This is a genomic window from Ruminococcus sp. (genome assembly GCF_016287535.1).
Classification (GTDB): Bacteria; Bacillota; Clostridia; order Oscillospirales; family Ruminococcaceae; genus Ruminococcus.
On sequence record NZ_JAEFAJ010000004.1, the window covers coordinates 23,744 to 40,487 of the forward strand.

The window sequence follows — 16,744 nt, forward strand, 5'->3', positions numbered from 1 at the left end:
TTTATTGAGCCGTTAGCTGTTAGCCTTTAGCCATTAGCTTATAGCTTAATTAGAAATTAGTTCAGAACTGTTCCAGGAATCTTACGTCGTTCTCGTAGAGGAGGCGGAGGTCGTTGATATCATAGCGTCCCATTACCATACGCTCAAGTCCGAGACCGAACGCAAAGCCTGAGTATTCCTCAGGGTCGATACCGCAGTTCTCCAGTACCTTCGGGTGTACCATGCCTGCGCCGAGAAGCTCGATATAGCCCTCGTCCTTGCACATTGAGCAGCCCTTTCCGCCGCAGTTGAAGCAGCTGATATCCACCTCGCAGCTTGGCTCGGTAAATGGGAAGTGGTGAGGACGGAAACGGAGCTTGCAGTCGTTGCCGTAGAGCTTCTTCATGAGCATTTCGAGTGTGCCTTTCAGGTCGCTCATTGTGATGCCCTTGTCCACTACGAGTCCCTCTATCTGGTGGAAGAGGGGAGAATGAGTAGCGTCAACGGCGTCGGAACGGAAAACTCTTCCGGGAGATATGATACGGATAGGCGGCTTCTGGTTCTCCATAACGTGTACCTGTACAGAGGAGGTCTGTGTACGGAGAAGTACAGATTCATCTGTACCTTCGATATAGAATGTATCCTGGGTATCTCTTGCGGGATGATCGGGAGGAAGATTGAGAGCCTCGAATACGTGGTAATCGTCGTCGATCTCTGGACCGTCAGCGATGTTGAATCCCATACCGATGAATATCTCCCTGATCTCGTTCTCCACTTTTGTGAGCGGGTGGAGCTTTCCGAAAGGAGTGTGCTTGCCGGGGAGGGTAATGTCGATCTTCTCCTCTGCCAGCTTTGAAGCCTGTGCGTCTGCCTTCAGTGAAGCGAGCTTGCTGCCGAGAGCTTCTTCAATGTCAGCTCTTACCTTGTTAGCAAGCTGACCGATGACCGGTCTTTCTTCTGCGGAGAGCTGTCCCATCTGTTTGAGTATGGCGGTGAGCTCGCCTTTTTTTCCGAGGAAACGTATCCTCAGATCGTCCAGCGCCTTGATCTCGGTGCAGGAAGCAAGCTCCTGCTTAGCCAGCGCTTCGATTTTTTCAAGCTGTTCTTTCATTGTTTCACCTCAAAATATGTTTTGGTGCAGGGGGCGATGCCCACATCGCCACGTTTGATTAATCGTATAATGCGCGGGCTGATGTGGGCATCAGCCCCTACAAATGGTTTACGTGTCGTGACCAAATAAAAAAGCCCTGTCCAACAGGACAAGACTTAAACCTTGCTTTTATACCACCCATTGTCAGGAGAGCCGACACTCTCTTGCCTTTAACGCAGACCTACGTCAGTAACCTACCACAGCTGAACACAGCCGCTTCCGCTCCGCCCCTCGTGAGTGAACTTCGGAATACATCGTTACAGGGCGCTTTCACCTTTCCGCCCCTCTCTGAAGAAACTCTGACATTCTTACTCTCTCAGTCATCGGGTTATAATCATATTATATACGCCGTTCCTGAAAAAATCAAGGGCTTTTCCGAAATTTTTTTGCCCCTGAAGCAACACTTGTGAAAAAAAGATGAAGCAATTGAAAATTTTAAAGGGATTTGTTGCAATCTGACGGAAAATGTGTTATCATATAATTGATGTGTCCTCAATAACCGCCGTAAGGCGGTCATTGCCCTGAATTTGTTCAGGGAGCGCATGATCTTTAATAAAACATGGGATTTGCGCGTAAGTTTTTTATTGCTGGGCAGACATTGATTAATTGATCAATAAACAGGAAACGGAGTAGATATAATGGATAATTTCGCAGAACAGCTTGTAAAAAAGAACGAAACATCTTCTGATAAGGCAAGAAGAGTAGTCATGCTGATAGTGGGTGTGCTCTTCACTGTTTCGCTTGCATTGCTTTCGCTGCTTCAGTCCGGACGTCCGGTAGTGTCGTTCCTTGGCTTGTTCCTCGCAGCCGCAGCTGGTTACGGAACTTATTACTTTGTTCAGAATACTTATGTTGAGTATGAATATACATTCACAAACGGCGAGCTTGATGTTGACAAGATAATCGCAAAGAAGAAACGGCGTGAGATGCTTTCCACCAGTATAAGACAGTTCACTGATTTCGGAAAGTATGACAACGGCATGGATGAGACTGATGATATGACTGTGATATTGGCAACTGACAATATAGCTTCACATGAATACTATGCTGATTTTACCGACAAGACCGTGGGAAAAGCCAGACTCATTTTCGTGCCGGACGACAGAATGCTTGAGAATATCCGTAAATTTCTGCCTGCAAGACTCAGGGCAAAGCAATGAGTATGGACGCACGAAAAGACAATAAGAACATCGGCACAGGATTAGCAGTTCTTTTGCTGTATGCTGCGTTAATAGCATTTATTGACTTTTTTCATGAGCCGTGGTTCGATGAGACTCAGGCATGGCTGATAGCGAGATGTGCTTCATACAAGGAAATTTTTACGTATATCCCTCACTATGAGGGACATCCTCCGCTCTGGCACCTTGTCCTGTCTGTATTTGCCAAAAGCGGCGCCCCCTTTGAGCTGTCGCTGAAGTCGGTGAACCTTGTATTCTGTACTGCTGCTATGGCGCTGCTGATATTCAGGTCGCCATTCCCTAAGCCGGTAAGATACCTGCTGCCGTTCACGTATTTTTTCTTTTATCATTACGGAGTTTACTGCCGGCCATATTCCATGACGATGCTTGCCGTATTTCTTGCGGCGATAACATTCCGTGACCGTAATGCTCATCCGTGGAGATATATTTTATCCCTTGTGTTCATTTGTCTTACAACTGCTTTCGGTATCATGATATCAGGCGGACTATGCATAGTATGGACGTGTGAGATAATTGCTGAATTGCTGCGCAGCAAAAGGCTGCGTTATTTCTGGAAGGATAAGCGCTTCTATCCGCTTTGCTTCATTCTTGCCGTCGCGGTAGCGCTTATTCTGATGATGATACCCGCTGAGGATTGCTATTACAGCGGTGTTGACAGCGGCCTTTCGTTAAAGGATAGACTTCTTTTACTAAGGTCATGGTGCAATTTTGCAGCAATGCCTTTTGAAAGCTGGAGCGGCGTGATGGTGGGACTGAACGGCTTCAAGGATATGCCTGTTCTGATAGTATTTGAAGCAATATGCGGAGCTGTTATGTGGTTCGGTATATCGGCTGTAGCTTTAAAAAACAGGAAATTCTTTGTGTTCTTTGTGCCCTACGCCCTTATGTGCGGTTTTATGTCGTTCAAGTATTCGTCTGCACATCATTTCGGTATAGGCGCTCTGGTACACGTTTTCATTTTCTGGATAATGGCGGAGCAGGAAGGCGGTATCGTGATACCCGACTTCATGAAGAAGATGAATGAGAAACTGAGGACGCCGCTTGTCAGGAAGCTGGTTTACGGAGCAGCAGGGCTGATATGCATCGCACCGATATTCTACAGCATCGGAGCTTCAGTCGGTGATATAAAGGGAAACTGCAGTCCTCAGCCTCTGGCGGACACAATAAAAGAAAACCATCTTGAAGATAAAAAGATCTTAATCAGGTGGACCGTATTGTATGATAATCTTGAGAAAGGCTCTGAAGAGGCTTTCGATAAATATATGTTCAATTTTATGGAAATGCCTTCTCCTCATGACGTGATCCGTGAAAACCGGACCCACCTCATTGGTACAGCAGCTATCCTTCAGCCGTATTTTGACAAAAACATCTTTATGAACTTCAACGTGGACTGTCCCGATGATCTGTATATGCACTACAAATACAAAGAAGATCCTGAAGAGGTATTTGCAAAATGGCGCAAAAAGGGACTGCCTGACTTTATAATAGGCTATTGTCCGCTTGACGAGGTATACAGTGAGGAAGAACTCAAAGGAGTAAGATATCTTCCGATACAGGTCGTTGAATATAGTTTGCTGTATAAGCTTGATTCATCGCCGGTTTATGAGAGGTTATATATACGTGAGGACCTTCTGGACGATTATCCGCAGTTCAAATGGATAGATGACCAGACAGACAATCATTATTAATCTGAAACTGATATTAATATAAGGGGAGGTCATATATATGCAGATCGTTACACCAAAGCAGATGAGCAGGATCGAGGAACGCTCTGAAAGGATAGGAGTTACCAAAAGACAGCTCATGGAAAATGCAGGCCGAAAGCTGGCAGAGCTTATCGACGGCTATTGCCGCAATGAAGCCAAGCTGCCGCCGGAGGAATGCTCGGTCGTATTCCTTGCGGGTACCGGCAACAACGGCGGTGACTGTTTTGCTGCAGCTGATATACTTGTTTACAAGGGCTACAGGATAACTGTTATCCATATAGGCGGCCTTCCGAGGACCGTTCTTGCTCAGGAGATGCTGAGCAGGCTGCCGAGGGAGCGCATGAGCTTTATCGAAGGCTTCAGGAGCGGAAATGTAGAAGCTGCCATAGAGGCTGCGGAACTGGATTATATGACCATACAGCCCAGAAATGCGGATAACTCCGGAGATAAACACGAGAGGAATCCTCTTGATGATATACTCTTTTCCGAGAAGCGGAGAATGGGACTTATAAAAGGAGCTATCATAGGCGCTCAGGTGCTGGTGGACGGAGTTTTCGGAACAGGCTTCCACGGACAGCTTGACAAGGATATAATGGGCATTTTCAGTATCGGCTCCGGTGCGTACCGCATTGCGGTAGATGTTCCCAGCGGCGGAAACAGCGCGACAGGTACCGCCTCCGCAGGCATATTCAAGGCGGATGAAACTGTCACTTTCGGCTTTATAAAGTCGGGAATGTCGCAGTTCCCGCTGAAAAAGTTCTGCGGAAAGGTAACGATAGCAGATATAGGTATCCCCAAGAGTGCGCTGGATATACTCGACGGTGAAAGAAAGTATATACGCATAGAGAGAAATTTCCTTGCGTCCTATCCTCCCAAGCGAGAAAGGGACGCTCATAAGGGCTGTTTCGGAACGGTGCTCGTTGTGGCGGGAAGCTCTTCCATGCGCGGAGCAGCCGCATTTGCGACGCTTGGAGCTCTGCGAAGCGGAGCAGGACTTGTAAGGCTGGCTTCTGTTGAGAAATGCATAGATACTGTTTCCGTGCTTGCTCCCGAAGCAACATTTATCGAGCTTGACTGCGATGACCGCGGATTCATGCTCTATGACAGCAGCAAGGAAGCCCTTGCGGAGGCTATGAAGAATGCAGACGCGGTAGTTGCGGGCTGCGGCATGGGAGTTACCACAGATACCATAGAGCTTATGAAATATATAACGCAGACTGCAAAATGTCCTGTGATTATTGACGCAGATGGAATAAACTGCATTGCAAAGGACATAAATATTCTAATGAAGAAGCAGACTGATGTGATAATAACTCCCCACATGGGTGAAATGGCGCGTCTGCTCAGCTGCGGTATTGACATGATAGCCGAGAACAGGCTCGTTGCGGCGGAAAAGTACGCAGAGCAGTTCGGTATAACCGTTGTGCTCAAGGGTGCGGGAACTGTAGTTGCCGACAGTCATTCTACCGCTGCGAACCATACCGGCAATGCCGGCATGAGCGTCGGCGGAAGCGGTGATGTCCTTGCCGGAATGATAGGAGCTGCTGTCGCTCAGGGCTGCGGAATATTTGACGGAGCCTGCGCAGGCGTGTATATGCACGGACTTGCAGGCGACGCTGCTGCACAGAAGCTGGGCATGGAGGCTATGCTGCCGAGGGATATCATCGGCAATCTGCCTGAGGCATTCGGAATACTAAGGGAAAAGAAGAATAATATGACTGTCTGACACGGCGGCCGGATGTGAAAATGGATTTTCGATACTTTGATTGGAGCTGGTATTATGAAAAGGATTTTTACATTCGTACTTTCGGTTGTTACTGTTGTATTCCTGACGGCTTGTTCCGTGCCGGGGAGCAGCGGTTCAGCGCACAGGAACAGTCTTGGCTGCGCATTTTCGTCAGAAGTGACCATGACAATAGACCGTCTTGAAGCGAGCGGTATAATAAAGCGCTTCGGCGAGGGAGTATGGGAGATAGAGTTCTCGGAGCCGAATACACTTAGCGGCGTTAAGCTTGAATTCAGCGAGGGAAATGTGATAGCCTCATATAAAGGTCTGAGTTTTTCTGTACCCCAGTCGGCGATACCTGCAAAGGCAATGATGCTGAATCTTATAAAGGCTGTTGATGACAATGCGGGAGCAGCTGAACTTACAGGAGAGGAGAGCGACGGCGTTTTCAGAGTGAAGGGTAGCCTTGATGGCGGCGATTATATCCTTGATGTCGATGAAAACGGACTCCTCAGCGGTTTCAGAATGCCAAACCACAAGCTTACCATGCGGTTTACGGAGATGAAGGCAGCTGAAATATCTGCGGAGCAGGGAACGACGCTCCAGACAACAGAAGCCGTTACAGAGACAGCTTCGTCTATACAATAACAAAACGGACAGCGGAGAGAGCATTTCTCCGGCTGTCCGTTGTTTTTTACTGAAAATAGTAATCGAGAAGCAGCTTTACCACCAGTGAGTAGGTCCTTATGCCTTCCTCACGTCCGTTCATTTTGATATTGGTATCTATGAAAGCTGTTGATGCTTCGCTGACTGCCTCGGTGGGGATTATCTCCTTTCCGGCGTTCTCTTCCCAGTAGTTTTCGGGCAGGAACCTGAACCAGTCATTGCGGACTTCATCAGATATACCGCCGGAAAGAGTCATAGCCGATTCTATACCGTTGTTCCAGACTGCGATATCGACGTATTCAAGTGCGTCCAGATAGCCTGAGTACTGGAACTCGATATTGTCGCTGCCGGTGGTGGCTATAAAAGAGAGGAAATTGGCTTCGTCCTCCTGTATAAAGCCTTTAAGGTGCGAAAGCTCATGGCAGACGGTGGACGGCAGGAGCGCCCTGACCATATCATCGTTATAGTTGGCTTCGATGGTATAGGGAAGGTATATGCCTGTGGTATCTGTCTGACTCATGAAGTAGGAGAACTGTATGGGCTTGGCGCTGGGGTAATAACCGTCAAGCTGGGGATAGACCTCTCCTGCCCGCTTCATCGCTTTTTTTGACTCGCTAAGGAAGTCGCAGGTGAGTTCAAATCTGTTGTGTTCATCACGGGGGACCTTTTCTGAAAGCTCATTGCATTTGTCTATCAGCATACCGTAAAGCTCCGTGAGTTCTTCGTCTGTATGCTCATGTGCGTCCGGGAAATACTTTTCCGCAAAAGGAGTACACTGATACATTATAAAGCAGTTCATGGTCTCGGTAGTGACTATGTAGCAGAGTATCCACAGAGTGAGGGTACCGGCGAAAGCAGCGGTGCTGCGGCGCCTGCCCTTCCTGAATATAAGAAGGAGCAGGAAAAGCGGTACGCCGAGTATAACAAGTGCGACTGCCGCAACAGTCAGCATTTCACCGAGAGAGAATGGCAGAAGACCTGTAACGAAGGAAACAGCGTTTGATATGTACCGGAAAATGTGAGTAACGTAAAAGTCTGCGAACGGTCTGCAGAAGCGAGCAAGTACGTTGAGAAGTATCATAAAAACAATAATACCGAGCGGTATACTGTATCTTTTTTTCATAAAAGCTGCCCTCCGTTTTATGCTATAATGAATGCTTTGAATTCATTATAGCATAAAACACGTGATAAATCAATATCCGCAGGGAAAAGGAAGATTTTTACAAAAGCGCGAGAAGAAAATTAACATGAATGTAATCGCTTTTTAATTGACATTTTGCCGCAAGTATGATATAGTTTGAATAACTGAAATGGGCATGACCCGATAAGGAGGATAATTATGAAAAGAATACTTGCAGGCATTATAGCACTGACAGCTTTATTAGGTACTTTTACAGGCTGCGGAAAGACCGGCGGCAAAAAAGATGATACGAGCGGAAATGCTGTTGAAGCTACAGCGGAAAATGACGTAACAAATACCAAGGAGTCAGGCAGCGAAAAGGAAACAAAGGAAGATAAGAAGTCCAAAAAGGAAAAAGAGAATAAAAAGGAAGAAAAAGACAAGGATAAGAACAAAAAGGAAGAAAACAAAAATGTAGGTTCTTATGAGGAGGCTCTGGACACATACTTCGACGCGCTGAACAGCGGCGATTATACGAAGGTCATGGAGCTCAGTATGCCGGAGAGCGGTATAGATGTTGTCAAGCTTACTTTGTTGTCTCAGGCACAGATGACCGGAGAAAAGGCCGATGTTGATGAAATGCTTGAGGAATACGCGAAGAGCCTTCAGAGTGAAAAACAAAAGATCAAGTATCATAAAGTTGTAAGTGCGGAAGATTTTGACGACGACGATATTGACATTCTGAAAGAAGCTTGTTCCGCATATACGGTGCTTGCTGATTATATCAATGAACACGGCGGTGTGGAAAATGTGGACATCAGTGAACTGGAAGAGGCTTTCAAAGACACTGATCCTGCGGATTTTAAGGATTCGGTCGAAGTTGATGACGCAAAGTATATTACAGTCGAGTACAGCTATGACGGCGAAGATAAGGTCCGGGAGCAGGAGTTCTGCGTTTACCGCATAAACGGCGGGGACTGGATCATAGATAACGCTATGATGGCTTACAGCAGAAAGTCAAAGCAGGCTTCCGCAAACAACAATGCAAGCTCTCTTATGAATGCGGCAAATACTGCTCTTGTTGAGATCGATGAGGAGAACAGCGGCGTTCCGTCCGAACCGATGATGATATGCTCTGACAAGGGAAGGAACGTAAATGTTCCGGCAGATTTTGATGTTGAGGATTTTATCAAAAAGCTGGATAGATATTACAGTAAGAATATTGACCTTGACTGGCTGATAGTTGTAAAAGGCGGCAGTGTTATCTATACAGTTGTCGCTGAAAAGGGAAAGAAGCAGATAGGCACGTGTCCTCCAAAATGCATACTTAAACCCGGTTTTTCTGCCGAGAACGATGAAAGCGTCGTTCAACAGTCCTTTGATGAGCTCTACGACATCTGTGCGGGAATATTCTGATAAAGTACATAAGCTCCCTGTTGTTACAGCAGGGAGCTTTCTGCATATTCAGCCGGATCTCCGAATAGAATTGAAGTATCAAATACCGGAGGTAAGACCATGCAGGACAAGACTGTAAAACAGAATCACAATATAATACTTGAAAACCGAAAAAGCCTGAGCATTTCGGGAATAACCGACGTTGACAGCTTTGACGAGAGGGAGATAAGCCTCTATACACAGCTAGGTGAGCTGACAGTGCAGGGAAGAGAGCTGCATATCGACGCAATGAGCGTTGAAACGGGTGATATGACCATAACCGGCGACATATGGGCGCTGATATACGGCGACAAGGATAAAAAAGGACCGATATCCGCACTTGGAAGGCTGTTCAGATGATGATAGTTCCCGATACATATTTCACACTGAGCGAGGAAGTCAGACTGTTCGGACTTTCATGCATTGGCGGTGCTGTTATGGGAGCTGCTTTCGATGTTTTGCGGGTTTTCAGGCTTATACTGCGCCATAATGATATACTTGCGGCTGCTGAGGATATTCTTTTTTTCGGACTTTACGGCGTGGCTCTCGCGGGCTTTTCATCAGCGGCGGCAAGAGGGGAGATGCGGCTGTATTTCGTTATAGGAAATATACTTGGCTTCGCCGTGTATCAGTGTACAGTGGGAAGCGTCGTTATGAAGACTCTGAGGAAGCTTTTTAACGCTGCAGGGGCTGTTTTCAAGCTTATTTCACGACCGTTCAGAACTTTTTTTGCACCTTTGTGTAAAAAAGCAACAGTTAAATTTGTTAGAAATCTCCAAATTATCGTTAAACCATTTAAAAAAATAAAAATAGTATTGCTAAACAGGCAGTTCCTGTTGTATAATAAAATGGAAAATAAAAAGAGAAAGAACGTGAATAACGTTGTCGAAAAAAATGAAACATGAGAAACAGAATAAAAAAGGTCTGTTCAACAGCGGACTCGTTAAGCTCGCAGCAGTTGCGGCTGTGATCGGCTGCGGCGTTCTTATTGCGTCCACACAGAAGGACTGCAGCGAAAAAGAAGAGCAGATGAAGCTTATACAGACCAAGATAAATGCTTATGAGACTGAAAATGCCGAGCTGCAGCGCGTTCTCGACAGTGATGATCTCCATGCCTATATGGAAAAGGTCGCCCTTGAGGACAGAAACTATGCCTATCCTGACGAGCGCAGGTTCTACGACACTACCAGGGATTAATCGGATCTGCGGAGACAGGTCTAAAAAAAGGAGTTATAAATAAGTATGCAGCTGGAAATTGGAAAGATCTATAATGGCAAGGTCAAGAGTATAACACAGTACGGCGCTTTCGTCGATATCGACGGGGGCGGTACGGGAATGGTACATATTTCCGAGATCGCAAATACATATGTCAGTGATATCCGTGAGCATCTTTCAGAAGAGCAGGATGTCAAGGTCAAGGTCATAGGAATCAATGAAGCAGGCAAGGTCAGCCTTTCTATCAAGAAAGCGTCAGAAAACGGCGACTCACAGCCTCGTCAGAAGCGCTTTGACAAGGGCCAGGGCAAGTTTGAGAGAAACGGCGAAAAGAGCTTCGACAAGGGCGATAAGGGTGAGCGTCCTTACGATAAGGGTGAAAGAAACGGCGACCGCGGTCAGCGCAGCAAGCCTGTTGTATGGGAGCCTAAAAAGACCGTTCCTCCGTCAGAAATGACCTTTGAGGATATGATGTCACGCTTCAAGCAGACCAGTGAGGAGCGTATGTGCGACCTGAAGCGCAGCACTGACAGAAAAAACGGTACAAGAAGAAAATAAGTCTGGAGCCGTCTGTGCGACGGCTCTTTTTTATGCTTGACACACTATTTACATTACAGGCAAAAAGTGGTATACTAATACTGTATAGTAATTTTTTAGGCGCTGTATGGATATAGGGCGCTGTTACGCATTATTTTTTCAATGGAGATAAGATATGTTTGGTATAAAGAATCCTGTTCTTGAGGAAAAGCCGGATCATGCGCATTATCCTGCGTGCAGGGGAAGGCTTGAGGCGATAGAGAAAAACGGTTTCAGGCTGATGATGTATACAATTGTAGCAAGCTTCCTGCTGGCTGTTCTTTCAATGTTAGGAAATCCTATCCAGGTTGTAGGCTGGATACCTCTGCTTATAAGCGACAGTTCCGGATCCCTTTCCGTGGGCTTGTGCTTCCTTCAGTCACTCATAAGCCTCAGTCTTGCGATCATGGCTTTTTTTGGATGCGGAAGGCGCAAGATACTGCACCTTGTCCTGCTGATTATATACGGTACTATGTTTATAAGCTGCATTGCTCACAGATATACTGCATTGGATATTTTTACTTTTATAATAGGCGGTATGGGAGTAGCTTTCGGATATAACGCTTACGCCGACTATTTTGATTACAAGCAGATCAGAGAGACTGAGGGCTTCCCGCAGTTCAGCCTCATACTTACAGAGTATGACGAGAAAAAGGATGAGCAGAAAAAGTTCGAGGAATGGTATTCTTCAAGACAGCAGAGGGCTCATTCCGGCAGCGGGGCTGATAATTCTGTACCTGCTGCGGAGGAAATCCCGAAAGTTCCCGAATATAACAACCAGTATGTGCAGTCTGCATCCAAGGAGCAGGATCTTTCAGCGGGTATAGGCGATATGCCGGAGATCACGGTGCGCGGAAGCGTACATGACACTTCTCATGCCGACAGATTCAGGTCAAGATCAGGAAAAGCTGAGAAGATCTCGGACAGTAATATGAAATTCAGATAGGGGGATAAAATATGTTTGCAAAGGTATCAAGTCTCGGACTTTTCGGACTGAACGCATTTCCTGTTGACGTTGAGATAGACATCAGCCGCGGCAATCCTCAGTTTGAGGTGGTCGGACTGCCCGATACTGTTGTGAAGGAGAGCCGCGAGCGAATACGGGCTGCTCTTCGTTCATGCAGCATAAGTTTCCCTGTTGCTTCCGTGATGATAAACCTTGCGCCTGCCGATACCAAAAAGAGCGGTTCGGTGCATGATATGGCAATATTTATGGCTATTCTCCGCGGCATGAGAATGATAGACGATGTTCTTGACGGCTGTGCCTTCATAGGCGAGATATCTCTCAACGGAGACATAAGACGCATAAACGGTGTCCTGCCTATGGTCATGCTCGCCCGTGAGACAGGTATAAAGTCTGTCTTTGTACCGGCTGACAACGCAAAGGAAGCTTCTGTTATCGACGGAGTGGATATATATTCGGTCAAAAATGCCGAGGAGCTGATCCGTCATTTCAGGAATGAAGAAGCACTTGCCCCCTGCGAACACTATGTTCCGCCGGCGGCTGCTTATAATGAGACTCTTGATTTTTCAGATGTAAGAGGACAGCAGTCAGCGAAGAAGGCTCTGGAGATCGCTGCGGCAGGCGGACATAACGCCCTGCTCATAGGCTCGCCGGGAAGCGGAAAAAGTATGCTCGCAAAGCGTATGCCTTCCATACTTCCGCCACTTACCTTCGAGGAAGCCCTCGAAACTACAAAAATCCATTCCATTTCCGGATTACTTACTCCGGAAATGCCCATAATAACCAAAAGACCGTTCCGTTCGCCTCATCATACGATCTCCTCAGCGGGACTTGCCGGCGGAGGCACTGTACCTCATCCCGGAGAGGTATCACTTGCTCATAACGGTCTCCTCTTTTTGGACGAGCTTGCGGAGTTTGACCGCAAGACCCTTGAGATACTCCGTCAGCCGCTGGAGGACAGGAAGGTGACTATCGCCCGTGCATCCGGAACTGTTACCTATCCCTGCACGATAATGCTGATAGGCGCTATGAATCCATGTCCCTGCGGATATTACGGACATCCGAAAAGAAAGTGCATATGCCCGAAAAACAAGGTCACAGGCTACCTTTCAAAGATATCAGGACCTTTGCTCGACCGCTTCGACCTGCATATAGAAGTGGCCCCGGTGGAGTTCGGTGATCTCTCTTCAAAGGCAAATGAGGAGAGCTCCGCTGAAATAAGAAAGCGTGTCACAGCGGCAAGGGCGATACAGGAGGAGCGCTTCAAAGGTACAGGTATAGCCTGCAACGCGCTTATAACTCCGGACAAGCTTCAGGAATTCTGTCCTATGGACGACGCTGCCGAAGCTCTTATGAAGAGCGTTTTTGACAGGCTCGGACTCAGCGCGAGAGCTTATGACCGCATACTCAAGGTCGCAAGGACTATCGCGGATATAAACGGCTCTGAGGTGATACAGAAAGCTCACGTTGCGGCGGCTGCACAGTACAGGAGCCTTGACCGCAAGTACTGGAACGAATAAATAGCTGAGAGTGAAGAGTTAATTATCCGCTCTGCTGCAATTTGCAAAGATAAGATATATAAAGGAACTAAGGAGATACAATGAAATCTGCATTCAAAAAACTGCCTTCGGGCAAGCACAGCATCGACGCGGGACTGATCTTTGCTGTTACGCTTTGTGCTGCGATAAGCACTCTGCTGATATATTCCATAACCTATAACAAGGTACTTGATACAGTTGGTCCGAGCTACTGGAAAACACAGGCGTTTTCCATGGTAGCAGGTATTGTCGCGGCTGTGATTATATCCTTCATAGACTACCGGAAGCTTGTAAAGCTTTGGGTAATATTCGTACCATTGGCTCTCGGTCTTACCGCTCTTACATTTACCGGACTCGGTTACAGGCGTGAGGGCGCTGACGACCAGGCATGGCTCAACCTCGGCTTTATACAGTTCCAGCCCTCGGAGGTGCTGAAGCTGGTGTTCATACTTACCTTTGCTTATCACCTTTCCCGTGACGAGGAGGAAATGAACAAACCGCTGCATATGCTGCTTATTATTATACACGGAATGATACCGCTGGGAATCGTCGGACTGCAGGGAGATTACGGAACTGCCATAGTCTTTGCGGGAATATTCGCCTTCATGATATGTTCTGCAAAGATATCCTGGAAATACCTCGTTGCTGCGCCGTTTGTCGTTGCGGCGGGAGTTATCGGTATGTGGTTCTTTGCGCTGAGCGAGTTCCATAAAAAGCGTATCCTTATTCTTTTCCACCCCGGAACAGACCCGGAGTATATCGAATATCAGCAGGATCTCGGACTTGCAGCCCTGAAATCCGGCGGAGTTTTCGGAAAAGGTCTTTTCGGCAAGCCCGACGACTATATAACCGTGCCGGAGATACACAATGACTTCATATTCACATATGCAGGACAGGTATTCGGATTTATCGGCACTCTGGGAATAATCATAGTCCTGACGTATATATGTCTTAAAATATTCGGAGACAGCCGTATCTGCCGAGACCACCTCGGAAAGTTCATATGCATGGGCGCTTTCGGACTGGTCTTCACTCACTGTATCATGAACATAGGTATGGTCCTCAAGGTGGCTCCGGTTATCGGAGTACCTTTGCCGTTCCTCAGCGCGGGAGGTACCGCTCTGCTCAGTATGTACGCTATGATAGGTCTTGTTTTGAGCACCTACAGTCACCGCGCAGTCAACTATAATGTATTCTATGATGAAGAAAATGATGATTAAAAAATGCTCCTGTCATATGTGCGTTTCTCATAAAGCGTTTTATAGTTATTAATCGGGGAGACCCCTTTTTCAAAAGGGTCTCCCTCAATAATAGTTATAAAAACTTCTGTATGAATATCACACATACCGGAGCATTTTTTATAGTTTTAATCTGCCTTTTTTGACGTTTATAGTTGACAAATCACTATATATGGAGTAAAATATAATTAACTACGAGAAGCGGAGCTCTGTATGGGAAACAGAAGGTCCGTTTTCACGGAAATATAAATACTATGGCGTAAAAAAAGCACTGTTAAATTATGAGAGGAGAGGTAAAAAATGAAAAAAACCATCTATACTGTTATGACTGCGGCTATGTTTGCAGCGGCAAATCTGTCGTCACTTCCCGCCGGCTGTGCAGAGAATGAAGGAATGAACCGCCCGAAGGTAGACCCTGTTGAGACGATCACTCTGTCAGACAGCGAATGGGATCTGGAAAAGGGATATGAAAAGGAGCAGAAGAATCCTATTACCACGACCACACTGACAAATCTTACCAACAAGACAACACAGACTCTTTACGGCGCTCCGTGGATGTTCGGTACGACTACAACGCCTACAACATCGGATCTTGACTATCTGACTGCAACGACTACTCAGACTCTTTACGGTCCGCCATGGGTATTCGGCTCCACAACGACTACTACAGTAAGCGACCCTGACGATGGTGAGAATGTTGATACCAAGATGAAGGGCGATGTGAACGGCGATGAGATCGTTGATACATTTGACGCTATAGCTCTCAGAAGAGCCATACTCTTCGGCGAATACAAGGACAAGAGGGCGAAGCTCCTCAGCGATATCAATTCCGACGGCAAGATCGATGTTTCAGACCTTGTTCTTCTCCAGAGATTCCTTCTCGGAGCTATCAAGGACTTCCGTGAGTTTGACAACAGCAGTATCAAGACCACAAAGACTACCGCAAAGCTGAAGGATGACCCGATATTCACAACTGAAACTACTACATATGATCCGAGAGGCGATGTTGTTATATCACTTTACGGTATAAAGCCTTCTATCGAGATATCAAAGGAAGCTGTAGAGCAGGCTGTGAGGGATATCGAGGACGCCGGCGCAATACTTGATGAATCAGAGCGCGAGGAAGAGGAAGACTGATATGCTCGATGTCAACATGAAACGCGCTCATCTTGAACAGATGAGAGACTATCGCAAGGCTCTTATGAAAAAACCTCAGCTGCGCAACCTGTTCCTTGAGCTTACTCTTCGCTGCAACGAGAGATGTCTTCACTGCGGAAGCAAATGCGGTGATGTTCCTTCGGACGAACTGACAGTTGAGCAGTATCGTCAGTTCCTCACACAACTGAAAGAGGATATGTCAGTAGAGGGAAAAATGCTGGACATAACCGGAGGAGAGCCGCTTCTCAGAAAGGACTTCTTCGATATCCTCGGAGCTGCAAATGAACTGGGCTTTCAGTGGGGCATGACCACAAACGGTACACTTATCGATGACAATATCGCACGTGAGCTGAAAAGAGTGGGAATGAAGACTGTTTCCATAAGTATCGACGGTCTTGAAGATACACATGACGCTTTCAGAAGAACTCCCGGCGGTTATAAAAAAGCAATGAACGGTATCGAGTGTCTGCTGCGCGAGGGCGGATTTGAGCACGTTCAGGTCACGACAGTAGTTACTCATAAGAGTATCAGCGAGCTTGACGAGCTTTTCAGAATATTCAACGAAATGGATATCGACTCATGGAGAGTCGTTAATATGGAGCCTATGGGACGCGCAAAGGACTTCCCGGAGCTTCTTCTTACGGACGACGATTACAGAACGCTTTTTGAGTTCATCAGGAACAAGCGTATAGCAGGAGAGCCAGTAGCTTACGGCTGCAGCCATTACCTCGGCATGGAGTACGAGCGCGAGGTGCGCGACTGGTATTATCTCTGCACGGCAGGTCTGTACACTGCAAGTATAAGCACTAACGGTGATATCGTTGCCTGTCTTGATATCGAACGCCGTCCGGAGTTCGTACAGGGAAATATCCTCCGGGACAGATTCAGCGATGTATGGAAGAATAAATTCCAGATATTCCGCCGTGACCTTTCTGATGACAATGCTGTCTGTCAGAAGTGCGACCAGAAGGAGTTCTGTCACGGAGACTCATATCACAGCTGGGATTTTGACAAAAACGAACCTCAGCTCTGCTTCAAGGACATACTGTTCTGATAGCACGGAGCATTGAGAAAA

General features: G+C 46.8%; 16 protein-coding genes. 14 read left to right on the forward strand and 2 right to left on the reverse strand.

Translation table 11 applies throughout. The features are described 5' to 3' along the window. Positions 1-61 precede the first annotated feature (61 nt). Positions 62-1,090 (reverse strand): phenylalanine--tRNA ligase subunit alpha, encoded by a 1,029-nt coding sequence (gene pheS, locus QZZ36_RS03140; RefSeq protein WP_295076596.1) that lies wholly within the window; start codon positions 1,088-1,090, stop codon positions 62-64. A 677-nt stretch (positions 1,091-1,767) separates the two neighbouring features. Between pheS and QZZ36_RS03145 the strand changes: the two genes are divergently transcribed. From QZZ36_RS03145 to QZZ36_RS03160, 4 genes are read left to right on the forward strand one after another with little or no spacing between them, the layout of a single operon-like run. After that, positions 1,768-2,289 carry a hypothetical protein gene (locus tag QZZ36_RS03145; protein ID WP_295076599.1) on the forward strand — a complete coding sequence of 174 codons (522 nt, stop codon included), beginning with the start codon at positions 1,768-1,770 and terminating at the stop codon, positions 2,287-2,289. Positions 2,290-2,291: 2 nt separating this feature from the next. Further along, positions 2,292-4,016 carry a hypothetical protein gene (locus tag QZZ36_RS03150; protein ID WP_295076602.1) on the forward strand — a complete coding sequence of 575 codons (1,725 nt, stop codon included), beginning with the start codon at positions 2,292-2,294 and terminating at the stop codon, positions 4,014-4,016. A 37-nt stretch (positions 4,017-4,053) separates the two neighbouring features. Continuing rightward, complete coding sequence (locus QZZ36_RS03155) at positions 4,054-5,760, forward strand: NAD(P)H-hydrate dehydratase (RefSeq protein WP_295076605.1); 1,707 nt, start codon at positions 4,054-4,056, stop codon at positions 5,758-5,760. A 54-nt stretch (positions 5,761-5,814) separates the two neighbouring features. Continuing rightward, on the forward strand, positions 5,815-6,408 hold the full coding sequence (locus QZZ36_RS03160; RefSeq protein ID WP_295076608.1) for a hypothetical protein: 594 nt from the start codon (positions 5,815-5,817) through the stop codon (positions 6,406-6,408). A gap of 46 nt (positions 6,409-6,454) precedes the next feature. Here the strand turns inward: QZZ36_RS03160 and QZZ36_RS03165 are convergent, their stop codons facing one another. Continuing rightward, positions 6,455-7,549, reverse strand: a complete 1,095-nt coding sequence (locus QZZ36_RS03165; RefSeq protein ID WP_295076611.1) for a DUF3810 domain-containing protein — start codon at positions 7,547-7,549, stop codon at positions 6,455-6,457. A gap of 216 nt (positions 7,550-7,765) precedes the next feature. Here QZZ36_RS03165 and QZZ36_RS03170 point away from each other — a divergent pair, with 216 nt between their 5' ends. From QZZ36_RS03170 to QZZ36_RS03215, 10 genes are all read left to right on the forward strand, one after another. Then, a complete protein-coding gene (locus QZZ36_RS03170; RefSeq protein ID WP_295076614.1) occupies positions 7,766-8,962 on the forward strand; it encodes a hypothetical protein in 1,197 nt (398 codons plus the stop codon). A 99-nt stretch (positions 8,963-9,061) separates the two neighbouring features. Next, on the forward strand, positions 9,062-9,340 hold the full coding sequence (gene yabP / locus QZZ36_RS03175; RefSeq protein WP_295076617.1) for a sporulation protein YabP: 279 nt from the start codon (positions 9,062-9,064) through the stop codon (positions 9,338-9,340). Then, on the forward strand, positions 9,337-9,885 hold the full coding sequence (yabQ, locus tag QZZ36_RS03180; protein ID WP_295076620.1) for a spore cortex biosynthesis protein YabQ: 549 nt from the start codon (positions 9,337-9,339) through the stop codon (positions 9,883-9,885). Before yabP ends, yabQ begins: the two co-directional genes overlap by 4 nt. Beyond that, positions 9,875-10,177, forward strand: a complete 303-nt coding sequence (locus QZZ36_RS03185) for a hypothetical protein (protein ID WP_295076623.1) — start codon at positions 9,875-9,877, stop codon at positions 10,175-10,177. The genes yabQ and QZZ36_RS03185 overlap by 11 nt, the downstream gene beginning before the upstream one ends. 45 nt (positions 10,178-10,222) lie before the next feature. Continuing rightward, positions 10,223-10,753, forward strand: coding sequence for a S1 RNA-binding domain-containing protein (locus QZZ36_RS03190; protein WP_295076626.1), 531 nt, complete (start codon positions 10,223-10,225; stop codon positions 10,751-10,753). A gap of 154 nt (positions 10,754-10,907) precedes the next feature. Next, a complete protein-coding gene (locus QZZ36_RS03195) occupies positions 10,908-11,717 on the forward strand; it encodes a hypothetical protein (RefSeq protein ID WP_295076629.1) in 810 nt (269 codons plus the stop codon). An 11-nt stretch (positions 11,718-11,728) separates the two neighbouring features. Next, positions 11,729-13,255 (forward strand): YifB family Mg chelatase-like AAA ATPase, encoded by a 1,527-nt coding sequence (locus QZZ36_RS03200; protein ID WP_295076632.1) that lies wholly within the window; start codon positions 11,729-11,731, stop codon positions 13,253-13,255. 80 nt (positions 13,256-13,335) lie between these two features. Then, positions 13,336-14,493, forward strand: a complete 1,158-nt coding sequence (locus tag QZZ36_RS03205; RefSeq protein ID WP_295076635.1) for an FtsW/RodA/SpoVE family cell cycle protein — start codon at positions 13,336-13,338, stop codon at positions 14,491-14,493. A gap of 318 nt (positions 14,494-14,811) precedes the next feature. Next, positions 14,812-15,648 (forward strand): dockerin type I repeat-containing protein, encoded by an 837-nt coding sequence (locus tag QZZ36_RS03210; protein ID WP_295076637.1) that lies wholly within the window; start codon positions 14,812-14,814, stop codon positions 15,646-15,648. Between the two features lies 1 nt (position 15,649). After that, complete coding sequence (locus QZZ36_RS03215; RefSeq protein WP_295076640.1) at positions 15,650-16,723, forward strand: radical SAM protein; 1,074 nt, start codon at positions 15,650-15,652, stop codon at positions 16,721-16,723. Positions 16,724-16,744: the final 21 nt, after the last annotated feature.